This window comes from Serratia sp. N21D137 (assembly GCF_047530005.1).
In the GTDB taxonomy this organism is placed as follows: domain Bacteria; phylum Pseudomonadota; class Gammaproteobacteria; order Enterobacterales; family Enterobacteriaceae; genus Chania; species Chania fonticola_B.
The window spans coordinates 69,264-88,668 of sequence record NZ_JBLJAJ010000022.1; the positions used below are offsets into that span (position 1 = coordinate 69,264).

Sequence of the window (19,405 nt, forward strand, 5' to 3'; positions counted from 1 at the left end):
ATGATTCAAATTGACTTGCCCACGCTGGTAAACCGCCTTAATCCCATCGCCCGCCATGCCCTGGAGGCCGCGGCGGCGCACTGCGTCAGCCTGCAGGAAGCGGAAGTGACGGTCTCGCAGGTATTAATGCAGATGGTCGCCAGCCCCTTAAGCGACGTCAGGGTGATCCTTAATCATGCTGGCGTGGACACTGACGCATTGCGTGAGTCACTCGATCAACGTATTTCCGGCTATCAGTCGGTCACTCAGGCTTATCCCAGCTTCTCCCCATTGCTGGTGGAGTGGTTGCAGGACAGTTGGCTATTGGCGTCGGCTGAAATGGATCACAGCCAGCTGCGCGGCGGGGTGATGTTACTGACCTTACTGCTGAGCCCTATGCGTTATCTCACACCGGCGGCCAGCCGGTTGTTATCCCCGGTGAATCGCGAACTGTTGCGCCAGAACTTTGCTGACTGGACCGCCGATTCCGCAGAAGCCCCTCGGGTAGCGAAAGCGGGCGATAAAACCGCAGCTGTCGCCAATGGCGAAAGTTTGCTGGCGCGCTATGCCAGCAACATGACCGAGCAGGCCCGTAAAGGCACGCTAGATCCGGTGCTTTGCCGCGATGAAGAAATCGACCTGATGATCGATATCCTGTGTCGCCGCCGCAAGAATAACCCGATCGTAGTGGGTGAGGCAGGCGTGGGTAAAAGCGCTCTGATCGAAGGCCTGGCGCTGCGTATCGTGGACGGCCAGGTGCCGGAAAAGCTGTGCAACAGCGAACTGATGACGCTGGATCTCGGCGCGTTGCAGGCCGGTGCGGCGGTAAAAGGCGAGTTCGAAAAGCGCTTCAAAGGTATCATGGCGGAAGTTGCCCAGTCGGCCACGCCGATCATCCTGTTTATTGATGAAGCCCATACGCTGATCGGCGCGGGTAATCAGCAGGGTGGCCTGGATATCTCCAACCTGTTGAAACCAGCGTTGGCACGCGGTGAGCTGAAAACCATCGCCGCCACCACCTGGAGCGAATACAAAAAGTATTTTGAGAAAGACGCCGCGCTGTCGCGCCGTTTCCAACTGGTGAAGGTTTCTGAGCCGAGTGCCGAAGAGGCCACGGTGATCATGCGCGGCCTGCGCACCATCTATGAGAAGGCGCATGGCGTACTGATCGACGACGAGGCGCTACAGGCGTCGGCGGTGCTCAGCGATCGCTATCTCTCTGGCCGCCAACTGCCGGACAAGGCTATCGACGTGCTTGATACCGCCGCCGCGCGGGTGGCGATCAACCTGACTTCGGCACCGCGTCAGGTATCGGCACTGAAAACGCAGCTGCACCAGCAGGCGATGGAAATCCAGATGTTGGAGCGTGAACAGCGCCTCAACCTGAGCCAGCCGGATGAGCGTTTATCGGTGTTGCAGCAACAGCGCGCTGAGATCGAACAGCAACTGGCGGACCTGAATGCCAGTTGGCAAACCCAGCAGCAGTTGGTGCAGCAGATCATCGCCCTGCGGGCAGATCTGCTGACGCAGGAAGAAAACGCGACGGAAGAACAGGTTATTAATCTGGCTGCGCTGGGTGCCGAGCTGGAACAACTGCAACAGCATCAGACCCTGGTTTCTCCACACGTGGATAAACATCAGATCGCGGCAGTGATCGCCGAGTGGACCGGCGTGCCGTTAAACCGCCTGTCGCAGAGTGAACTGTCGGTGGTCACCGAGCTGCCAACGTATCTTGGCGAACAGATCAAAGGCCAGGAAACCGCGATCCACTGCCTGCATCAGCATCTGCTGACCGCCAGGGCCGATTTGCGCCGTCCGGGTCGCCCAATGGGTGCTTTCCTGCTGGTGGGGCCAAGCGGCGTGGGTAAAACCGAGACCGTATTGCAGATCTCCGAGCTGTTGTACGGCGGGCGCCACTATCTCACCACCATCAACATGTCCGAGTTCCAGGAGAAACACACCGTTTCGCGCCTGATCGGCTCACCACCGGGCTATGTGGGCTATGGCGAAGGTGGCGTGCTGACTGAAGCCATCCGCCAGAAACCCTATTCGGTGGTGCTGCTCGACGAAGTCGAAAAAGCCCACCCCGACGTGCTCAACCTGTTCTACCAGGCGTTCGACAAGGGTGAACTGGCCGACGGCGAAGGCCGCATCATCGACTGTAAAAACGTGGTGTTCTTCCTGACCTCCAACCTGGGCTATCAGACCATTGTCGATCACGCCGAACAGCCGGAACTGCTGGGTGAACTGCTTTATCCCGAGCTGGCGGCCTTCTTCAAACCGGCCCTGTTGGCGCGTATGGAAGTGGTGCCTTACCTGCCGCTGGGCAAGGACACGCTGCAAACCATCATCCACGGCAAGCTCAAACGCCTGGATAACCTGTTGCGCCAGCGTTTTAACGCCGAAGTGGTGATTGAGCCTGAGGTGATCGAAGAGATCCTGTTGCGTGCCACCCGTGCCGAGAACGGGGCGCGCATGCTGGAATCGATTATCGACGGGGCGTTGCTGCCGCCGGTTTCCCTACTGCTATTGCAAAAAATGGCGGCAGGTACGGCAATCAGCCATATCCGCATTGCCACGGAGGGAAATGCGTTTACCGCACAGGTCGAGGAGGCGCTATGAGGCAACGGCTGAAATGCTTACTGGCGCTGCTGGAAAACGATTCGGTCGAGCATTTGGTCCATGGCTTTTTGACGCTGGATCACCACCGTCACGGGTTCGACGGCTTGATGGTGGCGATGTTCAACGCCAGCGAGGGGCAGTTGGAATGCCTCCGCCTCTCTGATGCCAACCGGCGCGCTACGGTGAAGCTGGAAGCCGATATCGAAGACACCAACCACCCCTTGGTGCGGGTGCTGCGTAATGGCGCGCCCGAAGTCTGGTACGCGCTCAATCGCGGGGTGCGCATCGAAGATGACGGCTTTCGTGGCTTTGTTGAGGCGTTGCCCAACGGTTGCAGCATGTATGGCGTACCGCTGTTTGATTTTCAGGGGCGGGCCTGCGGGGTGATTGCGGTGTTTGCCGAGGATATCGATCGATTTGTGGACAGCCGGGGCATGTTCTCTATCTATTGCCAGATTTTTCAGCACCGCCTCAACAAGCTGCAAGAGGTAGAGCATCTGCGATCGCAACTGGTCCAGCTGCGATCGATGTTCAAGGTGCGTGAAAAACAGTTGGATGAGCTGATGGTCTCGCTGAGCACCTCCGACGTTTCCACCTCGCCAGAGCTATCACGCGATTACAGCAAGATAGATGACCTGTCTAGCGCGGTGGAGGCGTTTGAAGCCGCGGTACTGACGCAGCGCCAGCGTCTGTACGGCAATGACAAAAACCGCATCGCCGACAGCCTGGGGATCACGCCGCGCACCCTGGGTTACAAGTTGGCGAAATACAGGTGTTAGCTATGAATACGTTGTTATTGATCGGTTCGTTACTGCTTTCCGGCAGCCATTCAGCCACCGAGTGGCTAAGCGGCCTTTCGCTGCCGCAGCCTGAAGGGGATGCGCATCAGTTGGCGCTGCTGATGAACTGCCGCAGTGAAAGCTCGCCGCTGGTGCGTCTGGACTGCTACGACAACGCGTTGTCAGCGGCCAGCGGCGACAATCCTGGTCAGGTACAGGCCGGGCCAGCCTGGCAGCGAGCCATGGCGCAGGAAAAAGGCCGCCGCGATCACTCGACGGCATTCCTGATAAGCGAAGGGCAGGGCAACAACCCGCAGGTGGTGCTGACCACGCCAGCGATTGGTGTGCCACCACCGCGGCCGGTGCTGATGCTGAGCTGCATCGACAACATTACCCGTTTGCAGATCGCCTTGGTCGGTCCGCAAAAAGACGGTGCGGTGACGCTAACGGCGGATAGCGACCGGTTTAACGTGCAGTGGTTCCTGCGTGAAAACGGCTATCTGCTGGAATCCAGCCGGGGCCTGGCCGGTATTGATGAGATCAAGCGGTTGATGTCGGCGCAGACGCTGACGATCGACGGTACCAACGGCGGGTTACCCCGTCTGACATTTAATATTTCGCAGTTAACGCCAGCGCTGAAACCGCTGCGTAACGCCTGCCACTGGTGAGGACTATGGATAGCACGTCACAACATCCCTGGCATGCATTATTGCTGACGCCGCTGACGCCCGAGCAGACCGCCAAGGCGTTGGCCGATGACGATCCGCAATGGGAGCATATCGACAGCCAGATGGTCAAAGTGGGTTCACTGACCCACAGCTCGCTGAATATTGATGACCTTCAGCAGCAGGCGATGGCTCTGCTGTCGCAAAAAAGCAAAGACTTCCGTTTGGTGGTGCACCTGCTGCGTACCTTGCAGCACGGCGGCGAGCCGGGCGACCTGATGCTGGCGATCTCCTTGCTGACCGCCTACGTGCAGAACTTCTGGACCAGCGCCTGGCCGTTGAACCCGCTGCATAAGCGCCGCTTTGCCCAGCAGATCCTCAAGCGTTTTGACAGCGCCAGCGGCAGCTTTAGCCAACGGGCGACGGATGCCCAACGCCAGGATGTGCAAGGTTTGCTGGCACATCTGGCCCAGGTCTGGCACAGCGACGAACCGGCCCTGGCGAAAGAGGTGGATAGCCTGCGAACCAGCTATGCGCGGTTGCCTACTCGCACCGTTGAACCGGTGGTTGAGGAGGAAGAACGCCCTCAGTCTGGTGCGGCATCGACATCAACCACTGCCAGCAGAACGATCAGCCCCAGCCTGAGCATTGATAGCTCCAGCGATAAAGCCTGGCGGCAAACGCTGCTGAAAATGGCGGATTTGCTGTGTGAACTGCACCCCGAGGCTGCCATTGGTTTCCGCCTGCGTCGCCATGCCCTCTGGGGCAGTTTGACCGCGCCACCGATAGCGCAGGCCGATGGACGCACGCCGCTGGCAGCCGTTTCTGTCGATCGCATGGCCGATTATCTGGGGCGCGTGGCCACTGCGGATCTGGCCCTGTGGCAACAGGTAGAACAGAGCCTGGCGCTGGCCCCTTACTGGCTGGATGGTCACGCGCTTTCGGCGCAGATCGCTATTCGGCTGGGATACGCAGGGGTTGCGCAGGCCATACGCGACGAACTGAGCGCCTTTATCGAGCGCATGCCGGCGTTAACCACCCTTTACTTTACCGATATGATGCCATTCCTCTCCCCTGAATCTGCCAGCTGGTTACAGCAGGATACGGGTGTCAAAGGGGGAGGTCACACTATTGAACAGGATGAAATTTGGCAATGCTATCAACAGCAAGGACTGGAAGCCGCGTTACAGATGATCGATCGGCAATCGCAGCAAGCCGAACCCAGGGACCGTTTTTACCTGCAATTGCTCAGCGCCCAGTTACTGGAAAAAGCGGGGATGACGGCGCTGGCACAGCAGCACTACCACAACCTGTTGCAGGTGGGGCAGCAAGTGCAGCTAAGCGAATGGGAACCGGCGTTGATCGCCTTGCTTACAGACAAGCAGCGGCAGCTCAAGCCGTGATGGCCAGGGAAGGGAACAGGAGCGTTAACGCATGAAATTGCCCTCATTTATTCATTTTGCCAGACCGGCCGTTCCGCGCATCAAAGCCTCGGTGCCGGTGGTGCTGGCGCTGTTGGCCTGTATCGGCTTGATTTGGGTCTGGATTTACGGGCCGGAATGGAAGCTGAAGGATTACCAACCGTTCGAACCTTTGCTGAGCCGCTGGTTAGTGACTGCATTGGTGGTGCTGCTGGCGGTGTGCTGGCTCACCTTCAAAATGGTGCGGCGTTTACAGCAGTTGGAAAAGCTGCAGCTGCAGGCCAAAACGCAGGTCGACGATCCGATCCTGGCCGATATCGAACAGCAGGACCAGTATCTGGGCGTCTGGAAGCAGCAGCTGCAACGGCGGCTGAATACCCCGGCTTATCTCTATCGCCTGCCTTGGTACATGGTGATTGGCACCCGCAACAGCGGCAAAAGCACCCTGATCAAAGAAGGCTACAAGCTGACCGAAATCGCCAGCCCGGAACTGACCAGCGTGGAAGACGCCGGTGAGCTGCGCGTGCGCTGCTGGCTGGGTGAACAGGCCGTACTGATCGATCCGGCAGGTGAACTGATCGAGCAGCCAACGCTGTCCATAGTGGGCAAAGCGGCGCTCAATAGCCGCCTATGGCAAAGCCTGCTGAACTGGCTGGTTGAACACCGTAAACGCCAGCCGCTGAACGGCCTGATCCTCACCGTCGATCTGCATCAACTGCTGACGGCGAACAAGGCTCAGCGCGAAAACATGGTTGCCAGCCTCCATCAGCGTTTGCAGGATGTGCGCCAGGCGCTGCATAGCCAACTGCCGCTGTACGTGGTGTTTACCAAACTGGACCTGCTGTACGGGTTTGAAGCGATGTACCAGACGCTGGATAAGGCGCAACGCGAAGCGGTGCTGGGGGTGACATTCAGCCTGAACGCCGCCGAGCCGGAGGTGTGGCGCAAAGAGTTGCAGCAGTTCTGGCAACAATGGATCGCCCAGTTGAACGGCGCGATGCCAGACATGATGCTCAACGGCGTTGATGCCGGGCAGCGTAGCCAGCTGTTCAGCTTTACCCGCCAGATGCAGGGCCTGCAAGAGTATGTGGTGCAACTGCTGGAGGGGATCCTCTACAGCGGCGATCATCAACAGCCGCTGCTGCGCGGTATCTACCTGACTTCTGCCCAACAGCGCGGACAGATGGATGACGTGTTTACCCAGTCTGCCGCCGTGCAGTATCACCTGTCGCCGCAGGCCTTCCCAACCTGGCCGGTCGCCGAAACGACCCCGTACTTCACCAAAGAGCTGTTTAATCAGGTGTTGCTGGCGGAACCGAATCTGGCGGGCGAAAACGGTCTGTGGCTGCGTAACTCCAGAAAACGCCTGATGGTGTTCTCCTGCGTGGGCGCCGCGGTGGCGTTGACGCTGTGGGGTTGCTGGCAATACTACTATCAGAGCAACTACCGTGCCGGACAAGAGGTTCTTGCCCAGGCCAAAACCTTCCTCTCCATCCCGACGCCGAAGGGGGACGATCGCTATGGCAACCTGCAGCTGCCGTTGCTAAACCCGATCCGTGACGCCACGCTGGCTTATGGCAACTACCATGAGCGCAACAGCCTGTTGGCGGACATGGGCCTGTATCAAGGCAACAACATCGGCCCTTATGTGGAAAGCACCTATCTGCAGCTGTTGCAGCAGCGCTTTGTTCCGGCGTTGATGAGTGGCCTGTTGGAGCAGTTGAATGCTGCGCCTCCAGGCAGCGAAGAGAAACTCGAGATCCTGCGTGTGATGCGCATGCTGGAAGACGGCAGTGGCCGCAACGTGGCGCTGGTGGAACAATTTATGGGCGACCGCTGGAGCCAGCAGTTTAACGGCCAGCGCGAAGTGCAACAGCAGTTGATGGGCCATCTGGACTATGCGCTCAAGCACACCGATTGGCGTGCCGCGCGGGAAAGTGGCGATCAGGTTGCCATCAAGAACTTTATCCCTTATCGCCAGCCGATCCAGCTGGCACAGCGCGAGTTGAGCAAGTTGTCGATTTATCAGCGGGTGTACCAGAACCTGCGCATCAAGGCACAGGAAGCGCTGCCTCCGGCCCTGAACCTGCGCGATCAGATCGGTGCCAGCTTTGATGACATCTTTATCTCCAACAACGATCGCCTGCTGGTGGTGCCGCAGTTCCTGACGCGCAACGGTTTGCAGAACTACTTCACCAAGCAGAATGACCAACTGGTGGATCTGACGGTGATGGACAGCTGGGTGCTGGATCTCAGCAAAAACGTCGAGTATAGCGAGGCGGATCGCAAAGAGATCCAGCGGCAGGTGACCGAGCAGTATATCGGTGACTATACCGCCACCTGGCGTGCGGCGATGAATAACCTGTCGGTCGGTGAGTTTGAAGATCTGCCGCAGGCGATCAGCGCCATCGAGCAGGTGATCAGCGGTGAGCAGCCTTTCCGCCGTGCCTTGCAGACGCTGAGTGATAACACCCGGCTGCCTGCGGTGCCTGACGCGTTGCAGGGTAAAGAACGCCAGGAGCTGATGCAAAAATCCGATTATCAACTGCTGGGCCGCATCAATCGCGAGTTCGCGCCGGAAACCGCCGTGCTGGTGGAGAACGGTGACAAAGGCAGCGTGCTGCAAAGCGTCTACCAAAAGCTGACCGAACTGCACCGTTACCTGCTGGCGATCCAAAACTCACCGGCACCGGGTAAAGCGGCCATGAAGGCGGTACAGCTGCGCCTGGATCAAAACAGCAGCGACCCGATCTTCGAAGTTCAGCAGTTGGCGAAAAACCTGCCGGAACCGCTGAACCGTTGGGTCGGGGATTTGGCCGAGCAAGCCTGGCGCGTAGTGATGATGGAAGCCATCCAATCGTTGGAGGTCGAGTGGAACGAGACGGTGGTGAAGCAGTATCACACCTACCTGGCTGGCCGTTATCCGTTCGATCCTAAGTCGCAGCAGGACGTGCCGCTGAGCGAGTTTGAACGCTTCTTCGGCCCGAAAGGCACCCTGGACAGCTTCTACCAGCAGAACCTGAAGCCGTTCGTGGATAACAACCTGAGCAGCGGCAGCGACGGGCAACTGTTAATCCGCCCAGACGTGCTGCAACAGCTGGCTCAGGCGCAGAAGATCCGCGAAACCTTCTTCTCGGCACAAAACGGCCTGGGTACCCAGTTCGCCATCGAACCGGTGGTGCTGAGCGGCAACAAACGCCGCAGCGTGCTGAACCTGGATGGGCAACTGCTGGATTACGCCCATGGCCGCAGCAACATGGTGCATCTGGTTTGGCCTAACTCCATGCGGGCCGGGGTAGAAAGCAAGGTAACGCTGGTTCCGGATGAAAACGGCAAGTCTCCACGCAGCATCACCTTCAGCGGCCCTTGGGCACAGCTGCGGCTGATCAACGCCGGTGAGTTGACCAACGTCGGCACCAACTCGTTCGATGTCCGCTTCAAGGTGGACGGCGGCGAGATGACCTACTGCATCCATGTGGATGAGTCCGACAACCCGTTCGCTGGCGGTCTGTTCAGCAAGTTCACTCTGCCAGACACGCTGTATTAATCGTTGTTATCACGTCTCTCTGCCGCGCTTGGCAGAGAGACGCTTTAAGGATGAGTCCGCATGAGCGAAGCCTCAGAAAATATCATCATTCAAACCGGCGGCGATCCGCGCCATTGGCCGGAATTCAGCGCCATTCGTGAAGAGATCAACAAGATCAACCACCCGGCGCGGCCAGAGGTTAACTGGCGCCTGATTGAGTCGCTGGCGTTGACGCTGTTCCGCACCAACGGAGTCGATCTGCAAACCACGGTGTACTACGCCCTGGCGCGTACCCAAAGGCACGGGCTGGCCGGGTTTACCGAAAGCTGCGAGCTGTTGGCGGGCATGGTGGTCAGCCAATGGGAACGACTGTGGCCAGAGCAGCCGCAGGCCCGCTCGGAAATACTGGAGTGGTTCAACGGCCGCGTCGGTAGCCAACTGCGCCAGCATGAGTTCGGCATTGACGACCTGCGCCTGGTATACCGCGCTGAGCGGGCGCTGCAACTGCTGTGCGACAAACTGCAGCAGGTTGAGCTCAAACGCGTGCCACGCATTGAAAACCTGTTGTACCTGATGCAGAACACCGCCAAACGGCTGGAAGCCGCCCATGAAGCGGCCAAACAGCCGCCAGCGCAACCGCTGAAGATGCCCTCGATGGTGTATCTCTCGGTGCCCGAAGCGGAGCCGATCCGCACCTTGTTCTCGGGGGCAAAACCGGCCGCGAATGAACCCCCTCCGGCGTACGAAGAACCCGCGCCACAGCCAATAGAACAACCGTTGCCCAATGTGGAAGTGCGTTTTGCACCGCCACCACCGGTCATCCCTAAAGCGGCCAAACGTGCTGCAACGGCTTGGGGCTTTGGCGGCGGAGTACTGTGCAGCCTGGTGGTCGCCGGTGCGGCTTATCTGATGCAGGTCAAACCAATGCAGGAGCGGTTGGCGGGGCTGGCCGCCACCCCAGAAGGTTCGGTGCAGCTGTGGCTGGCCCAACCGACTCTGGACGGCTACGGCCAGCAACTGAACACGCTGGAGAACCTTTCTCCGTTGGCCGGGTTGCGTACCGCCGATGCCTCGGTGGCGCTGGCCAACCAGCTGTGGCCGACCGATCAGGAGCAGATCGCCCAAAGCCAGCGTTGGCAACGGCTGCTACAGGCGCGGCTCGGCAGCGAGCGGGCCGACAGCAGCTATTTCCAGGTGCAGCAGCGCTTGCAGGCGCTGTCGGACAAGCTGCTTGAACAGGAACAAACGCGCGGCAGCCTGACGCTTTCCTATCTGAAAACGCAGGTTTATCAGATGCAAAATGAACTGAACCGTGAAACGCCGCTGGAAGAGTTGCTGCGGCAGTTGGCGGTTTCGGTCGAACAACAACAACCGGCTTCACCGGTGCTGCTCAAGCAGATAGACGAGCGCTGGAATGCACTGCTCAGTCGCTATCACCAACTCACGCAGCAGGCAGCATCTGCCCGCTAACCTCCAGGAAGGAAAAGATATGTTTGCTGATGACAAGAAAAGCGCCCCCAAGGGGGGCGTACAGCCGAAGAACATTGTGGCCACGGAGACGCCGTCAGTCAGTGGCGATCAGGTGGTGGATATGGTGGGAGCCGCGGCTGGCGCTGTAGGCGGCAAGGCGGGTAAGGTGGTATCGCAGGCGGCGGATATTGCCAAAAAGGCCGGTTCGATAGCCTCATCCGTAGGCATCAATCCGAAGAACATTGTCAGCGGGGGGAGCGCTGCAGGCATAGCCTCATCCGCGGGCGTGAAACCGATGAACATTGTCAGCAGTGGTAGTGCCGCGGGCATGGCCTCATCTGCGGGCGTCAAGCCGATGAACTTTGCCAGCGGCGGCAGCGCCACGGCGATGGCGTCCTCGGCTGCCAGTGCCCTGATGGGCGGCGCGGAACCGAGTGGGTTGCAGTTCACGCTCTCCACGGCGAACCTGCCTGCGCAGACCTTTGTGGTGGTGGATTTCAGCCTGACCGAGATGCTTTCCTCTCCGTTCGTGCTGAACGTGGGCCTGGCCAGTGCCGATCCGGCCATCGACTTTGCCGCGGTGCTGGATGAAGATGCGACGCTGGTGATCAAGCGTGAAGGGGTAGTGCAACGCAGCATCACCGGCATGGTGGCGAGCTTTGAACAGGGCGATACCGGCCTGCATCAGACTCGTTATAGCATGGTGATCCGCCCGGCACTGTGGCGCACTACGCTGCGGCGCAACTCGCGCATCTTCCAGCAGCAGAGCATCGAAAGCATCATCACCACCTTGCTGAAAGAGAACGGCATCACCGATTTTGCCTTTGGCTTGCGTAACCCCCATTCGGCCCGTGAGTTCTGCGTGCAGTATCAGGAATCTGATTTTGACTTCATCCAGCGGCTGGCCGCCGAAGAGGGGATGTTCTACTACTTCGAATACCCCGAAGGCAAAAACATCGTGGTGTACACCGATGACGTGGGCACCCTGCCGCAGGGCGCGGTGCTGCCGTATAACCCAGGCGTAGCCTCTCAGGCGCTGGAGTTGTGTGTCACCACCTTCACCCGCAGCGCACAGGTGCGTACCGCCGTGGTGGAACTGAAGGATTACACCTTTAAAAACCCGCAGTGGTCGGCGGCCTTTAATGAGCAGGCCAGCGAACTGCAAAACCAGCGGCCAGACTACGAACACTTCGACTTCCCTGGGCGTTTCAAAGACGAACAGCACGGCAAGGCCTTTACCCATTACCGCCTGGAAGCCCTGCGCAACGATGCCAACCTGGGGCAAGGGCAGAGTAACGACTTTACCCTGCAGCCTGGGCTGCTGTTTACGCTGACCAGCCACCCGCGTAGCGATTTGAACCACCAGTGGCAACTGCTGAGCATTCAGCACAGCGGCAGCCAGCCTCAGGCGCTGGAGCAGGAGTCTGGTGGGCAAGGCACCACGCTGAGCAACCAGTTCGTCTTCCTGCCGCACACCCAGACCTGGCGACCGACGCCGATGCCAAAACCGAGCATGGACGGCCCACAGATCGCGATGGTGGTGGGGCCCGCCGGGGAAGAAATCTACTGTGATGAGTTCGGCCGTATCCGCCTGCAATTCCTGTGGGACCGCTACGGTAAAAGCAACGACAACAGCTCATGCTGGATCCGCGTGACCCAACCGTGGGCCGGACAGGGTTGGGGGATGTTGGCCATCCCACGTATCGGCCAGGAAGTGGTAGTTGATTTCCTGCATGGCGATCCGGACCAACCCATCGTTACCGGGCGTACCTATCACGCCAACAATATCCCGCCGGGATCGTTGCCCGCCAGCAAGACCCAGATGGCGTTCCGCTCCAAGACCCATAAGGGCGAGGGTTTCAACGAATTGCGGTTCGAGGATGCCAAGGGGGGGGAGGGGCTGTTTCTGCATGCCCAGAAGGATATGAGTACGACGGTTAAAAACGATCAGTCTCTTACCGTCGAATCAGGTAACCGGACGCTAAATATTCTTGCTGGTAACGAAACCAAAACCGTAAAGCAGGGAGGCCTGACGGAAACCATTTGTACCATGCGTAGCACCAGTGCTAATCAGGTTCAGGTCAAAGCTAAAGCAGGTAAGAGTGGCCCAGGAACACAGCTTTATGAGTCCTCAGACGACATCACGCTGAAAGTGGGGGCTGGGGAAATAAAGATGACTCCCGGTAGCATTGTACTTAAATTCGGTGGTTCAAGCATTCAGCTTGATGCTAACGGTATCTTTGTCAGTGGGCCCGTTATTCATCTGAATAAGTAAACTCATTACGAATGGCATTCTGATTAACGGGATGCCATGAACAAAAAATTATTTAGGGATAAATAATGTCAAATCCTAATGAACTCTCCCTTTTCCAGTTTAACGAAGGTGCGATTAAGTTACCTACCGCCTGGAAAGATCTCAGTGTACTGGTGCTCAGTGCTGCCGATAACGACCAAAGCGGAATCAGCTTTACTATTTCCAGAGACGTTATTCCATGGGGAATGTCCTTCAGTCAGTTTGCTGAGCGTGAGATATCCAGCCTGTCAAAACAGTTAAAAAATTACCAGCAGATTAATCAAGAGAATGGGGTGTTGGATTCCCGAGATACGGCAACCTCTGAATTTAGTTGGTCATCACCACAAGGGCCGATCCATCAATTAATGATGTTGCTTGATGTCACTCCTAAAGTGTTGGTTTTCACTGCCACGATCCCAGGAGATATGACGGATGAACAGCGGCAACAAATAACCACGTTGATGAGTACATTCCAATTGCGGGAATCGGCCACGGCAGAAAAAACGGCTACAAAGTAACAGGAGCGGACGATGAGTGTTGCACAAGGAGTATGGTCAGGCGCAGGTGCTGCTGGCGGGCGCTCTGCCGTTCGTCAAGAGGTGATGGAACAACAGCGTGGGGCATCACCACCGAATACTAACGAAGGCGGCGCGGAGTCTTTTAACGAACAAGCTCTGAACTTTATGGAGAGCGAAGAAGTAAACAGTGCGGTGACTGTCGGTATGGGAGCTTATGCCGTCGCGAGTGGTGCAGGGGCACCTTTCGCCGTCGGGTTAGCTGCTGGTTACGTTGGCGCACAAGCGGGTAGCTATGTCGGCGAAAAAGCAGGTACAGCCATTGCCGAGTTCCTTGGATGGAAAAAGGTGGCAACGGAGGGAGATGCTCCGGCGCGTATGGGTGACTTTATTGCGCACCAAAAGAAAGACCTCGGTACCTGGGGGGCATTAGGCGGAATATTGCTCGGAGCGGTTGCTGCCGTTGCTGTTGGGGCATTGGTGGTTGCTACCGGTGGCGCTGCTTTGGTTGTTGTTGCAGCCGCAGCAGCAGCAGGGGGATTTGTTGGTGCTGGTGTCGCCGCGGCTGGCGCAGTGATGGGGCAATACGGTGATAACAAAGGCACGATTATCGACGGTTCCCCCAACGTGTATTTTGAAGGGAAAAAAGTGGCGCGAGTAGGCGATCCTATCGTGTGTAGCGATCATCCAGGTCCTCCGCCGGTTATCGCGGAAGGGGCGAAAACGGTCTACGCCAACGGCAAACAAATTGCCCGTTTAGGGCACCGTACCACTTGTGATGCCAACATTAATAGCGCTGCGGCAACCATTATGGAAACCACAGAAACGGCGCAGATTTTCAAAGTTAAAGATAGCCGAAATTCAGCCCTGCGCTGGGTGACTATCGTCGCCAGTTATCTACCGATACCCAGAGGGAAGAAAAAGGGCAGCAAACCAAAAACCTCTTCTGAATCTGAAGGTTGCAGTAATAACAAATGCACCAAACCCGGTGAGCCTGTGGATGCGGCAACGGGGGATTTCCTCCAAGTGTGGCCGATGATCGATATTCCGGGAATATTGCCGCTGACGCTTACCCGACTCTATCGTTCCAGTGGTCACTTGACTGGCAGTTTTGGCGATAAATGGGCAGATGATTGGTCTCAGCATTTAATCCTTGAAGACGCGGTCATTCGTTTTCGCAACCATGAGGGTGTGTTGCTGACATACGATGCCCCACAAGACGATGATGACGTTCAGGCTATCAATCTGCACGAAGGTCATTATCTGCTCTATGGCCAACGTGGTGGTGTATTGCATATTTTTAATCGACAAACACAACAGATCCTGAGCTTTGCCGAACTGCAGGGGAATGTTCGCCGCTTGTCTACCATCAGCGATCGTTTCGGTAATAAAATTCGTTTTCGCTATTCTGAAGAACGGCAGCTTTCACGCATTGATCATAGCGACGGTTATTCACTTGAACTCAGTTATCAGCAACAACAATTGGTTGCGATTGAATTGATTACACCGGTTCAACGCCAATGGCTGGTTAAATGCTGTTATGCTGCGACTGGCCTGTTGGTCGAATGTAATACATTCCAGTTCACCCACCTTTATCATGAGTATAATGCTGCCGGTTACATGACCCGCTGGCATGATACGGATAAGACCGACGCTTATATTCTCTATGACCCGCAGGGCAGAGTACTGTCTACACGTACCGCTAGCGGGCATTACCAGGATCGTTTTATCTACGATGATGCCGCCCAATGCACAACCTATCTGGATGCGGAAGGAGGATGCACCCGTTTTTGGTATAACAGTGATGGTCAGGTGATCCGTGAAATTGATCCGCTGGGGCGCGAACATTTGACTGAATGGGCGTTCGGCAACAAAATTTCTGAAACGGATGCCCTGGGACGCAAGGTAGAGTTCCAGCTTAATCAATATGGAGAAACAGAGCAGATTACGACCCCTACGGGTGAAATATATCGCTATGAGTACAATGGTTTTGGGCAGGTCACGAATAGCACCTTACCGGATGGTAAAGGTTGGCAATTTATCTATGGTGATGAAGGACAACTTTGCAGTGTTGTTGATCCGCAGGGTTTACGGCAAGAATATCGTTATGGCGAGTTGGGGGCATTAGTACGTCAGATCCTGCCTAACGGGGCAGAGTGGCGTTACAGTTACAACACGCAGCATCAAATCAGTGAGATTATCGCGCCTGATGGCGGTGTTACGCTATTAAATCAGGACATCTTTGGCCGCTTAAAAGACAGCCAAGATCCATTAGGGCACATCACCCGTTATGCATATAGCTCTCAGCATGCTAGCCCGACAGGCAGTGTCAGCCAGGTTTATTTGCCTGATGGCGTTAAGCAGGCGATCACCTATGACAGTGAAAAACGCATAGCGGCAATAACCGATGGCGCAGGAAAAACTACCCGTTACGAATACGGTGGTTTTGATTTGCTGACAGGCCTTATTCGTCCTGATGGGCAGAAATTGACATTTAGCTATGACAAGCTAACCCGTCTTGATGGTGTCACCAATGCACTAGGTGAAACTTACCGCTATACGCGTGATTTGGCCGGACAGGTCATTGCGGAAACCGATTTTACCGGGCGTACCATTCAATATCAATACGATGCTGTGGGGCGACGCATTTGGGCGCGTTACCCCGATCGTCGCGTGATCAGTTGGCAATACTCGCCGCGTGATCAGATCTTGGCTCAACAGACATGGCGCAGTGATAAATTGAGTTCCACGCTGGTTGCAACGGTGAGTTATAGCTACGACGAACAGGGGCGCTTACTAAAAGCTGAAAATGCAGAAGCCGTTGTTGAGTTTGATTATGATGATGCTGGCCAACTGATTGCCGAGCGCTTGAATGGACGAGAGATTAAGCATCAGTGGGACACGCTAAACGGCACGCCAAGTTCTCGGTTGGTTGGCGAGCTCGGGCTTGATTTTGACTACGGTCTTCAGGGGGAACTGACGCAGTTAACGCTTGCGGGCCATCAGCCATTACATTTCCGACACGACAAGTTAGGCCGGGAAACCGTGCGCGAAAGTGCCGCAGGATTTATCCAAGCCTGTAATTATACTTCAGTGGGATTGCTGGCCAACCAGGCGGCTGGACGCAATTCCCCTTTGTTCCAGCAGCAATTAGTGACACCAGATTCGATGACACCTGCGTTGCATGGTAGCGCAGTCAACCGAAGTTGGCAGTATGATCGGGCCTATAACGTGGTGGGTATTGATGATGGGCGTTGGGGTAAGACGCAGTATCAATATGATCTCAATGACCAGATAGTTCGAGCCAATTTTGCTGGCGTCTTGCCGCTCATTGAGCAGTTTTCCTACGACGCCAACCTGAACGTCACAATGCATGCTCGTATGCCACGTGGGGCTGAGGCTGCTTTACAGCAAGACCAACAACATCAGCGGGCAGGCCGTGTCGTATCCCGTGGTAACTGCCAATATCATTACGATATGGGTGGAAGGTTGGTTGAAAAACGAGTTCTTAAAGAAGGATTTAGGCCGCAGGTGTGGCGCTACCGCTGGAATGAACAGGATCAGCTATCGGAATTGATGACGCCGAAAGGCGAACGTTGGCGCTATGGCTATGATGCTTTTGGGCGGCGAATCCGAAAACTACGGTTAGTTGACAGCAAGCCATTTATTTCAACGTTGTTTGATTTGCCTGAACCAGCTACTCGACCAGCTAGCGCTGTGGTGCAAGGTTATGAGTACCTGTGGAGTGGTGATCAACTGATAGAGGAAGCCCCTATCTATGCCGATGGCACCGTTGCCTACGAGCAGAGTATCCACTGGTTGTATACTCCTGGTTCGTTAGCACCGGTGGCCCGCTATGAACAGGGCAAACTCCATTATGTCGTCACCGATCACATGGGTACTCCACGTGAATTGCTCAACGAACAGGGGAAGATGGTCTGGGCAGATCGTTTGAGTACCTGGGGTAAAACCGAGTTGTGGCAACAAGCGGCCAACGACGAAGATAAGGTCACTTGCAATCTACGGTTTGCGGGTCAGTATGCGGATGCCGAGTCTGGGTTGCATTATAACCGTTATCGCTATTATGATGTGGATACCGGGCAGTACTTGTGTCCAGACCCGATAGGGCTGGCGGGGGGGATGAACCCGTATGCATACGTACATAATCCATTAATGTGGGTTGACCCGCTGGGACTGGCTACGTGCCCAATAACAAAATTGAAAGAGAAAGGATTCACTGGGGTAGAACCCACAAAGAATGGAGGTTTAGATTACTCCGCTAGTAACGCCTTGTATTCAAAGAACGGAGTAAATCCAATCCAAACAATCGAATATACAGGTAATTATCATAAAGATTTCGAACAAGCTAGCATGGCGGCTTTAGGGCAAAAATCCACTCCTAAAGGTTATGTCTGGCATCACTTGGATGATTATAATCCGGTAACAAATACAGGCACTATGCAATTGGTTCAACAGAAGGCTCACAGCGGAATTCCACATGTTGGTGGTGTTAGTCAATACAAGGCACACACTGGTATAAGTTATATTTTCAAAACATGGTGATAATATGAGTGAACTTAATTTTATTGATTTCTTACCACCGGCGACTGATGATGAAATCATTAACTTGGAAAGAATCATCGGTTCTAACTTGCCAAGTGAAATGAAGGATATTTATAAAAAATATAATGGTGGGCAGCCTCAACCATCATTTGTTCATGATGATAAAAGCCTTTATCCAATCAATTCATTTTATTCTATACCTGAAATTATTGAATCGTTTAATGATTTTGAAGATGAGTCATTACCCGATGGTTTTAGTAAACATGAAATGTTACCTTTTGCCTATGATCCTGGTTCTGGTATCTATTCAATCTCTTTGAGGAAAGTTGATTTTGGTAAGGTGTATTTTTATGTCTTACATGAAGAGGCGGAAATTTTTGGTGTGTGGAGTTCATTTAAGTTATTTATTGAATCAATAGTTGATGATCCTGATTTATAATTAACAAAAGCCGGGAAAGTTCTCTTGAGATCTTCCCGGCTATTTTTTTATCTGTTGTTACGCCAATATATTACCCTGCTGAACCCGAATCACCACCTGACCGGGCATTAAGCTGATCGCCAGTGGTTGCCCGAGCAGCACCAACATGAGGGGAATCATCTACTGCCAATAATAACCGCTCAATCTCTCTGTCATTAGAATCAACGTTATTACCAGTCCGTCCTAGTACGGTTCTATTTTAAATACTGTACCAGGTGTAAATCCAGCCTGAGTAATATCCTGGCTGCCGATAATCAGCTCAGAAATAACCCGCCTGTGGTTGTCTGCATAATCTGAGTTCTGTTCATACACTTCCCTTCTCCTGAATTACTAATCTTCTCTGTACGATGCTGATTGTAGCCGTGTGACTTGTTAAAAATTTGTGTTGTTTGAAATGGTAACTCTTAGTTGTGGGGAGGCAATTACAGCAGGTTAAATCACGTGCTGTATTTACAATGTTTATTGATTTACAATGATTTTGTGCAGATAAATGTTATCAAGGTAAGGCGGTAGCGTGATTAAAATTCGTGAGTATGATTCATCTCTGACGGAAGTTTACTACCTGAATCGGTAGTATGATTCGCGTGAGGGATCCAATTTTACGCCTGACCCGATAGGGCTGGCGGGGGGAGTGAATCCGTACAGTTACGTTCACAATCCGCTGACATGGATAGACCCGTTAGGATTGCAAGTTATAAATGCCTCATTATCAGGCGGTATCTACCCTGCGAGTTCAGCACAGGGAGCATTACTCAATCAATATTATAGAACGGCGGAAAGCGCAAATGATGCTGTAAATAGCCTGAAAGCAACAGGAAAATTACCAGGTAATTATGTAACAAAAGCACAAGCAGAAGCCGCAGGTTGGTCTAAAGGAAAAGCTTTAGGAAACTATGTTCCGGGAGGGCAAATAGGTGGAGATGTTTTCGCTAACAGTACAGGTATTCTGCCCGATGCACCTGGAAGGTGTTAGCGCCGATGTAAAAATGACCCACATGCCAATGTAAAATGGACCCACCATGGGTAAAACTGGCAGTTTTAAGCGAGCTGCCGATGCTAACATTGGAGTTAAGAGTGGAGATTGCTGTTCTTCG

Annotated in this window: 10 protein-coding genes and 1 pseudogene; all 11 read left to right on the forward strand. The window is 54.9% G+C overall.

Translation table 11 applies throughout. The annotated features are described in order from the left end of the window. A complete protein-coding gene (tssH, locus tag ACMV5H_RS17360) occupies nucleotides 1-2,601 on the forward strand; it encodes a type VI secretion system ATPase TssH (RefSeq protein ID WP_414822175.1) in 2,601 nt (866 codons plus the stop codon). Further along, entirely contained in the window at nucleotides 2,598-3,380 is a 783-nt protein-coding gene (locus tag ACMV5H_RS17365; RefSeq protein WP_115158308.1) for a helix-turn-helix domain-containing protein, read from the forward strand. Before tssH ends, ACMV5H_RS17365 begins: the two co-directional genes overlap by 4 nt. 2 nt (nucleotides 3,381-3,382) lie before the next feature. Beyond that, nucleotides 3,383-4,048, forward strand: a complete 666-nt coding sequence (gene vasI / locus ACMV5H_RS17370) for a type VI secretion system-associated protein VasI (RefSeq protein WP_115158309.1) — start codon at nucleotides 3,383-3,385, stop codon at nucleotides 4,046-4,048. A gap of 5 nt (nucleotides 4,049-4,053) precedes the next feature. Further along, a complete protein-coding gene (gene tssA / locus ACMV5H_RS17375; protein ID WP_414822176.1) occupies nucleotides 4,054-5,448 on the forward strand; it encodes a type VI secretion system protein TssA in 1,395 nt (464 codons plus the stop codon). Between the two features lie 31 nt (nucleotides 5,449-5,479). Then, nucleotides 5,480-9,013, forward strand: coding sequence for a type VI secretion system membrane subunit TssM (gene tssM, locus ACMV5H_RS17380; RefSeq protein ID WP_414822177.1), 3,534 nt, complete (start codon nucleotides 5,480-5,482; stop codon nucleotides 9,011-9,013). A 60-nt stretch (nucleotides 9,014-9,073) separates the two neighbouring features. After that, entirely contained in the window at nucleotides 9,074-10,462 is a 1,389-nt protein-coding gene (locus ACMV5H_RS17385) for a VasL domain-containing protein (RefSeq protein WP_414822178.1), read from the forward strand. Between the two features lie 388 nt (nucleotides 10,463-10,850). Further along, nucleotides 10,851-12,737: a type VI secretion system tip protein VgrG gene (locus tag ACMV5H_RS17390; RefSeq protein ID WP_414822182.1), complete on the forward strand. Its 1,887-nt coding sequence runs from the start codon at nucleotides 10,851-10,853 to the stop codon at nucleotides 12,735-12,737. A 65-nt stretch (nucleotides 12,738-12,802) separates the two neighbouring features. After that, a complete protein-coding gene (locus tag ACMV5H_RS17395) occupies nucleotides 12,803-13,273 on the forward strand; it encodes a DcrB-related protein (RefSeq protein ID WP_414822179.1) in 471 nt (156 codons plus the stop codon). Between the two features lie 12 nt (nucleotides 13,274-13,285). After that, nucleotides 13,286-17,833: an RHS repeat-associated core domain-containing protein gene (locus ACMV5H_RS17400; protein WP_414822180.1), complete on the forward strand. Its 4,548-nt coding sequence runs from the start codon at nucleotides 13,286-13,288 to the stop codon at nucleotides 17,831-17,833. Nucleotides 17,834-17,837: 4 nt separating this feature from the next. Continuing rightward, nucleotides 17,838-18,272: an SMI1/KNR4 family protein gene (locus ACMV5H_RS17405; RefSeq protein WP_261143006.1), complete on the forward strand. Its 435-nt coding sequence runs from the start codon at nucleotides 17,838-17,840 to the stop codon at nucleotides 18,270-18,272. Between the two features lie 625 nt (nucleotides 18,273-18,897). Beyond that, nucleotides 18,898-18,999, forward strand: a pseudogene (locus ACMV5H_RS17410) (RHS repeat-associated core domain-containing protein); the annotation flags it as partial. Nucleotides 19,000-19,405: the final 406 nt, after the last annotated feature.

Excerpts from the sequence above, each read along its gene's own strand:
- ACMV5H_RS17390 (WP_414822182.1), top strand. The coding sequence starts at position 10,851 with ATGGCGTCCTCGGCTGCCAGTGCCCTGATGGGCGGCGCGGAACCGAGT.
- tssM (WP_414822177.1), top strand. The coding sequence starts at position 5,480 with ATGAAATTGCCCTCATTTATTCATTTTGCCAGACCGGCCGTTCCGCGC.
- ACMV5H_RS17400 (WP_414822180.1), top strand. The coding sequence starts at position 13,286 with ATGAGTGTTGCACAAGGAGTATGGTCAGGCGCAGGTGCTGCTGGCGGG.
- tssA (WP_414822176.1), top strand. The coding sequence starts at position 4,054 with ATGGATAGCACGTCACAACATCCCTGGCATGCATTATTGCTGACGCCG.
- ACMV5H_RS17385 (WP_414822178.1), top strand. The coding sequence starts at position 9,074 with ATGAGCGAAGCCTCAGAAAATATCATCATTCAAACCGGCGGCGATCCG.
- tssH (WP_414822175.1), top strand. The coding sequence starts at position 1 with ATGATTCAAATTGACTTGCCCACGCTGGTAAACCGCCTTAATCCCATC.
- ACMV5H_RS17405 (WP_261143006.1), top strand. The coding sequence starts at position 17,838 with ATGAGTGAACTTAATTTTATTGATTTCTTACCACCGGCGACTGATGAT.
- vasI (WP_115158309.1), top strand. The coding sequence starts at position 3,383 with ATGAATACGTTGTTATTGATCGGTTCGTTACTGCTTTCCGGCAGCCAT.
- ACMV5H_RS17365 (WP_115158308.1), top strand. The coding sequence starts at position 2,598 with ATGAGGCAACGGCTGAAATGCTTACTGGCGCTGCTGGAAAACGATTCG.
- ACMV5H_RS17395 (WP_414822179.1), top strand. The coding sequence starts at position 12,803 with ATGTCAAATCCTAATGAACTCTCCCTTTTCCAGTTTAACGAAGGTGCG.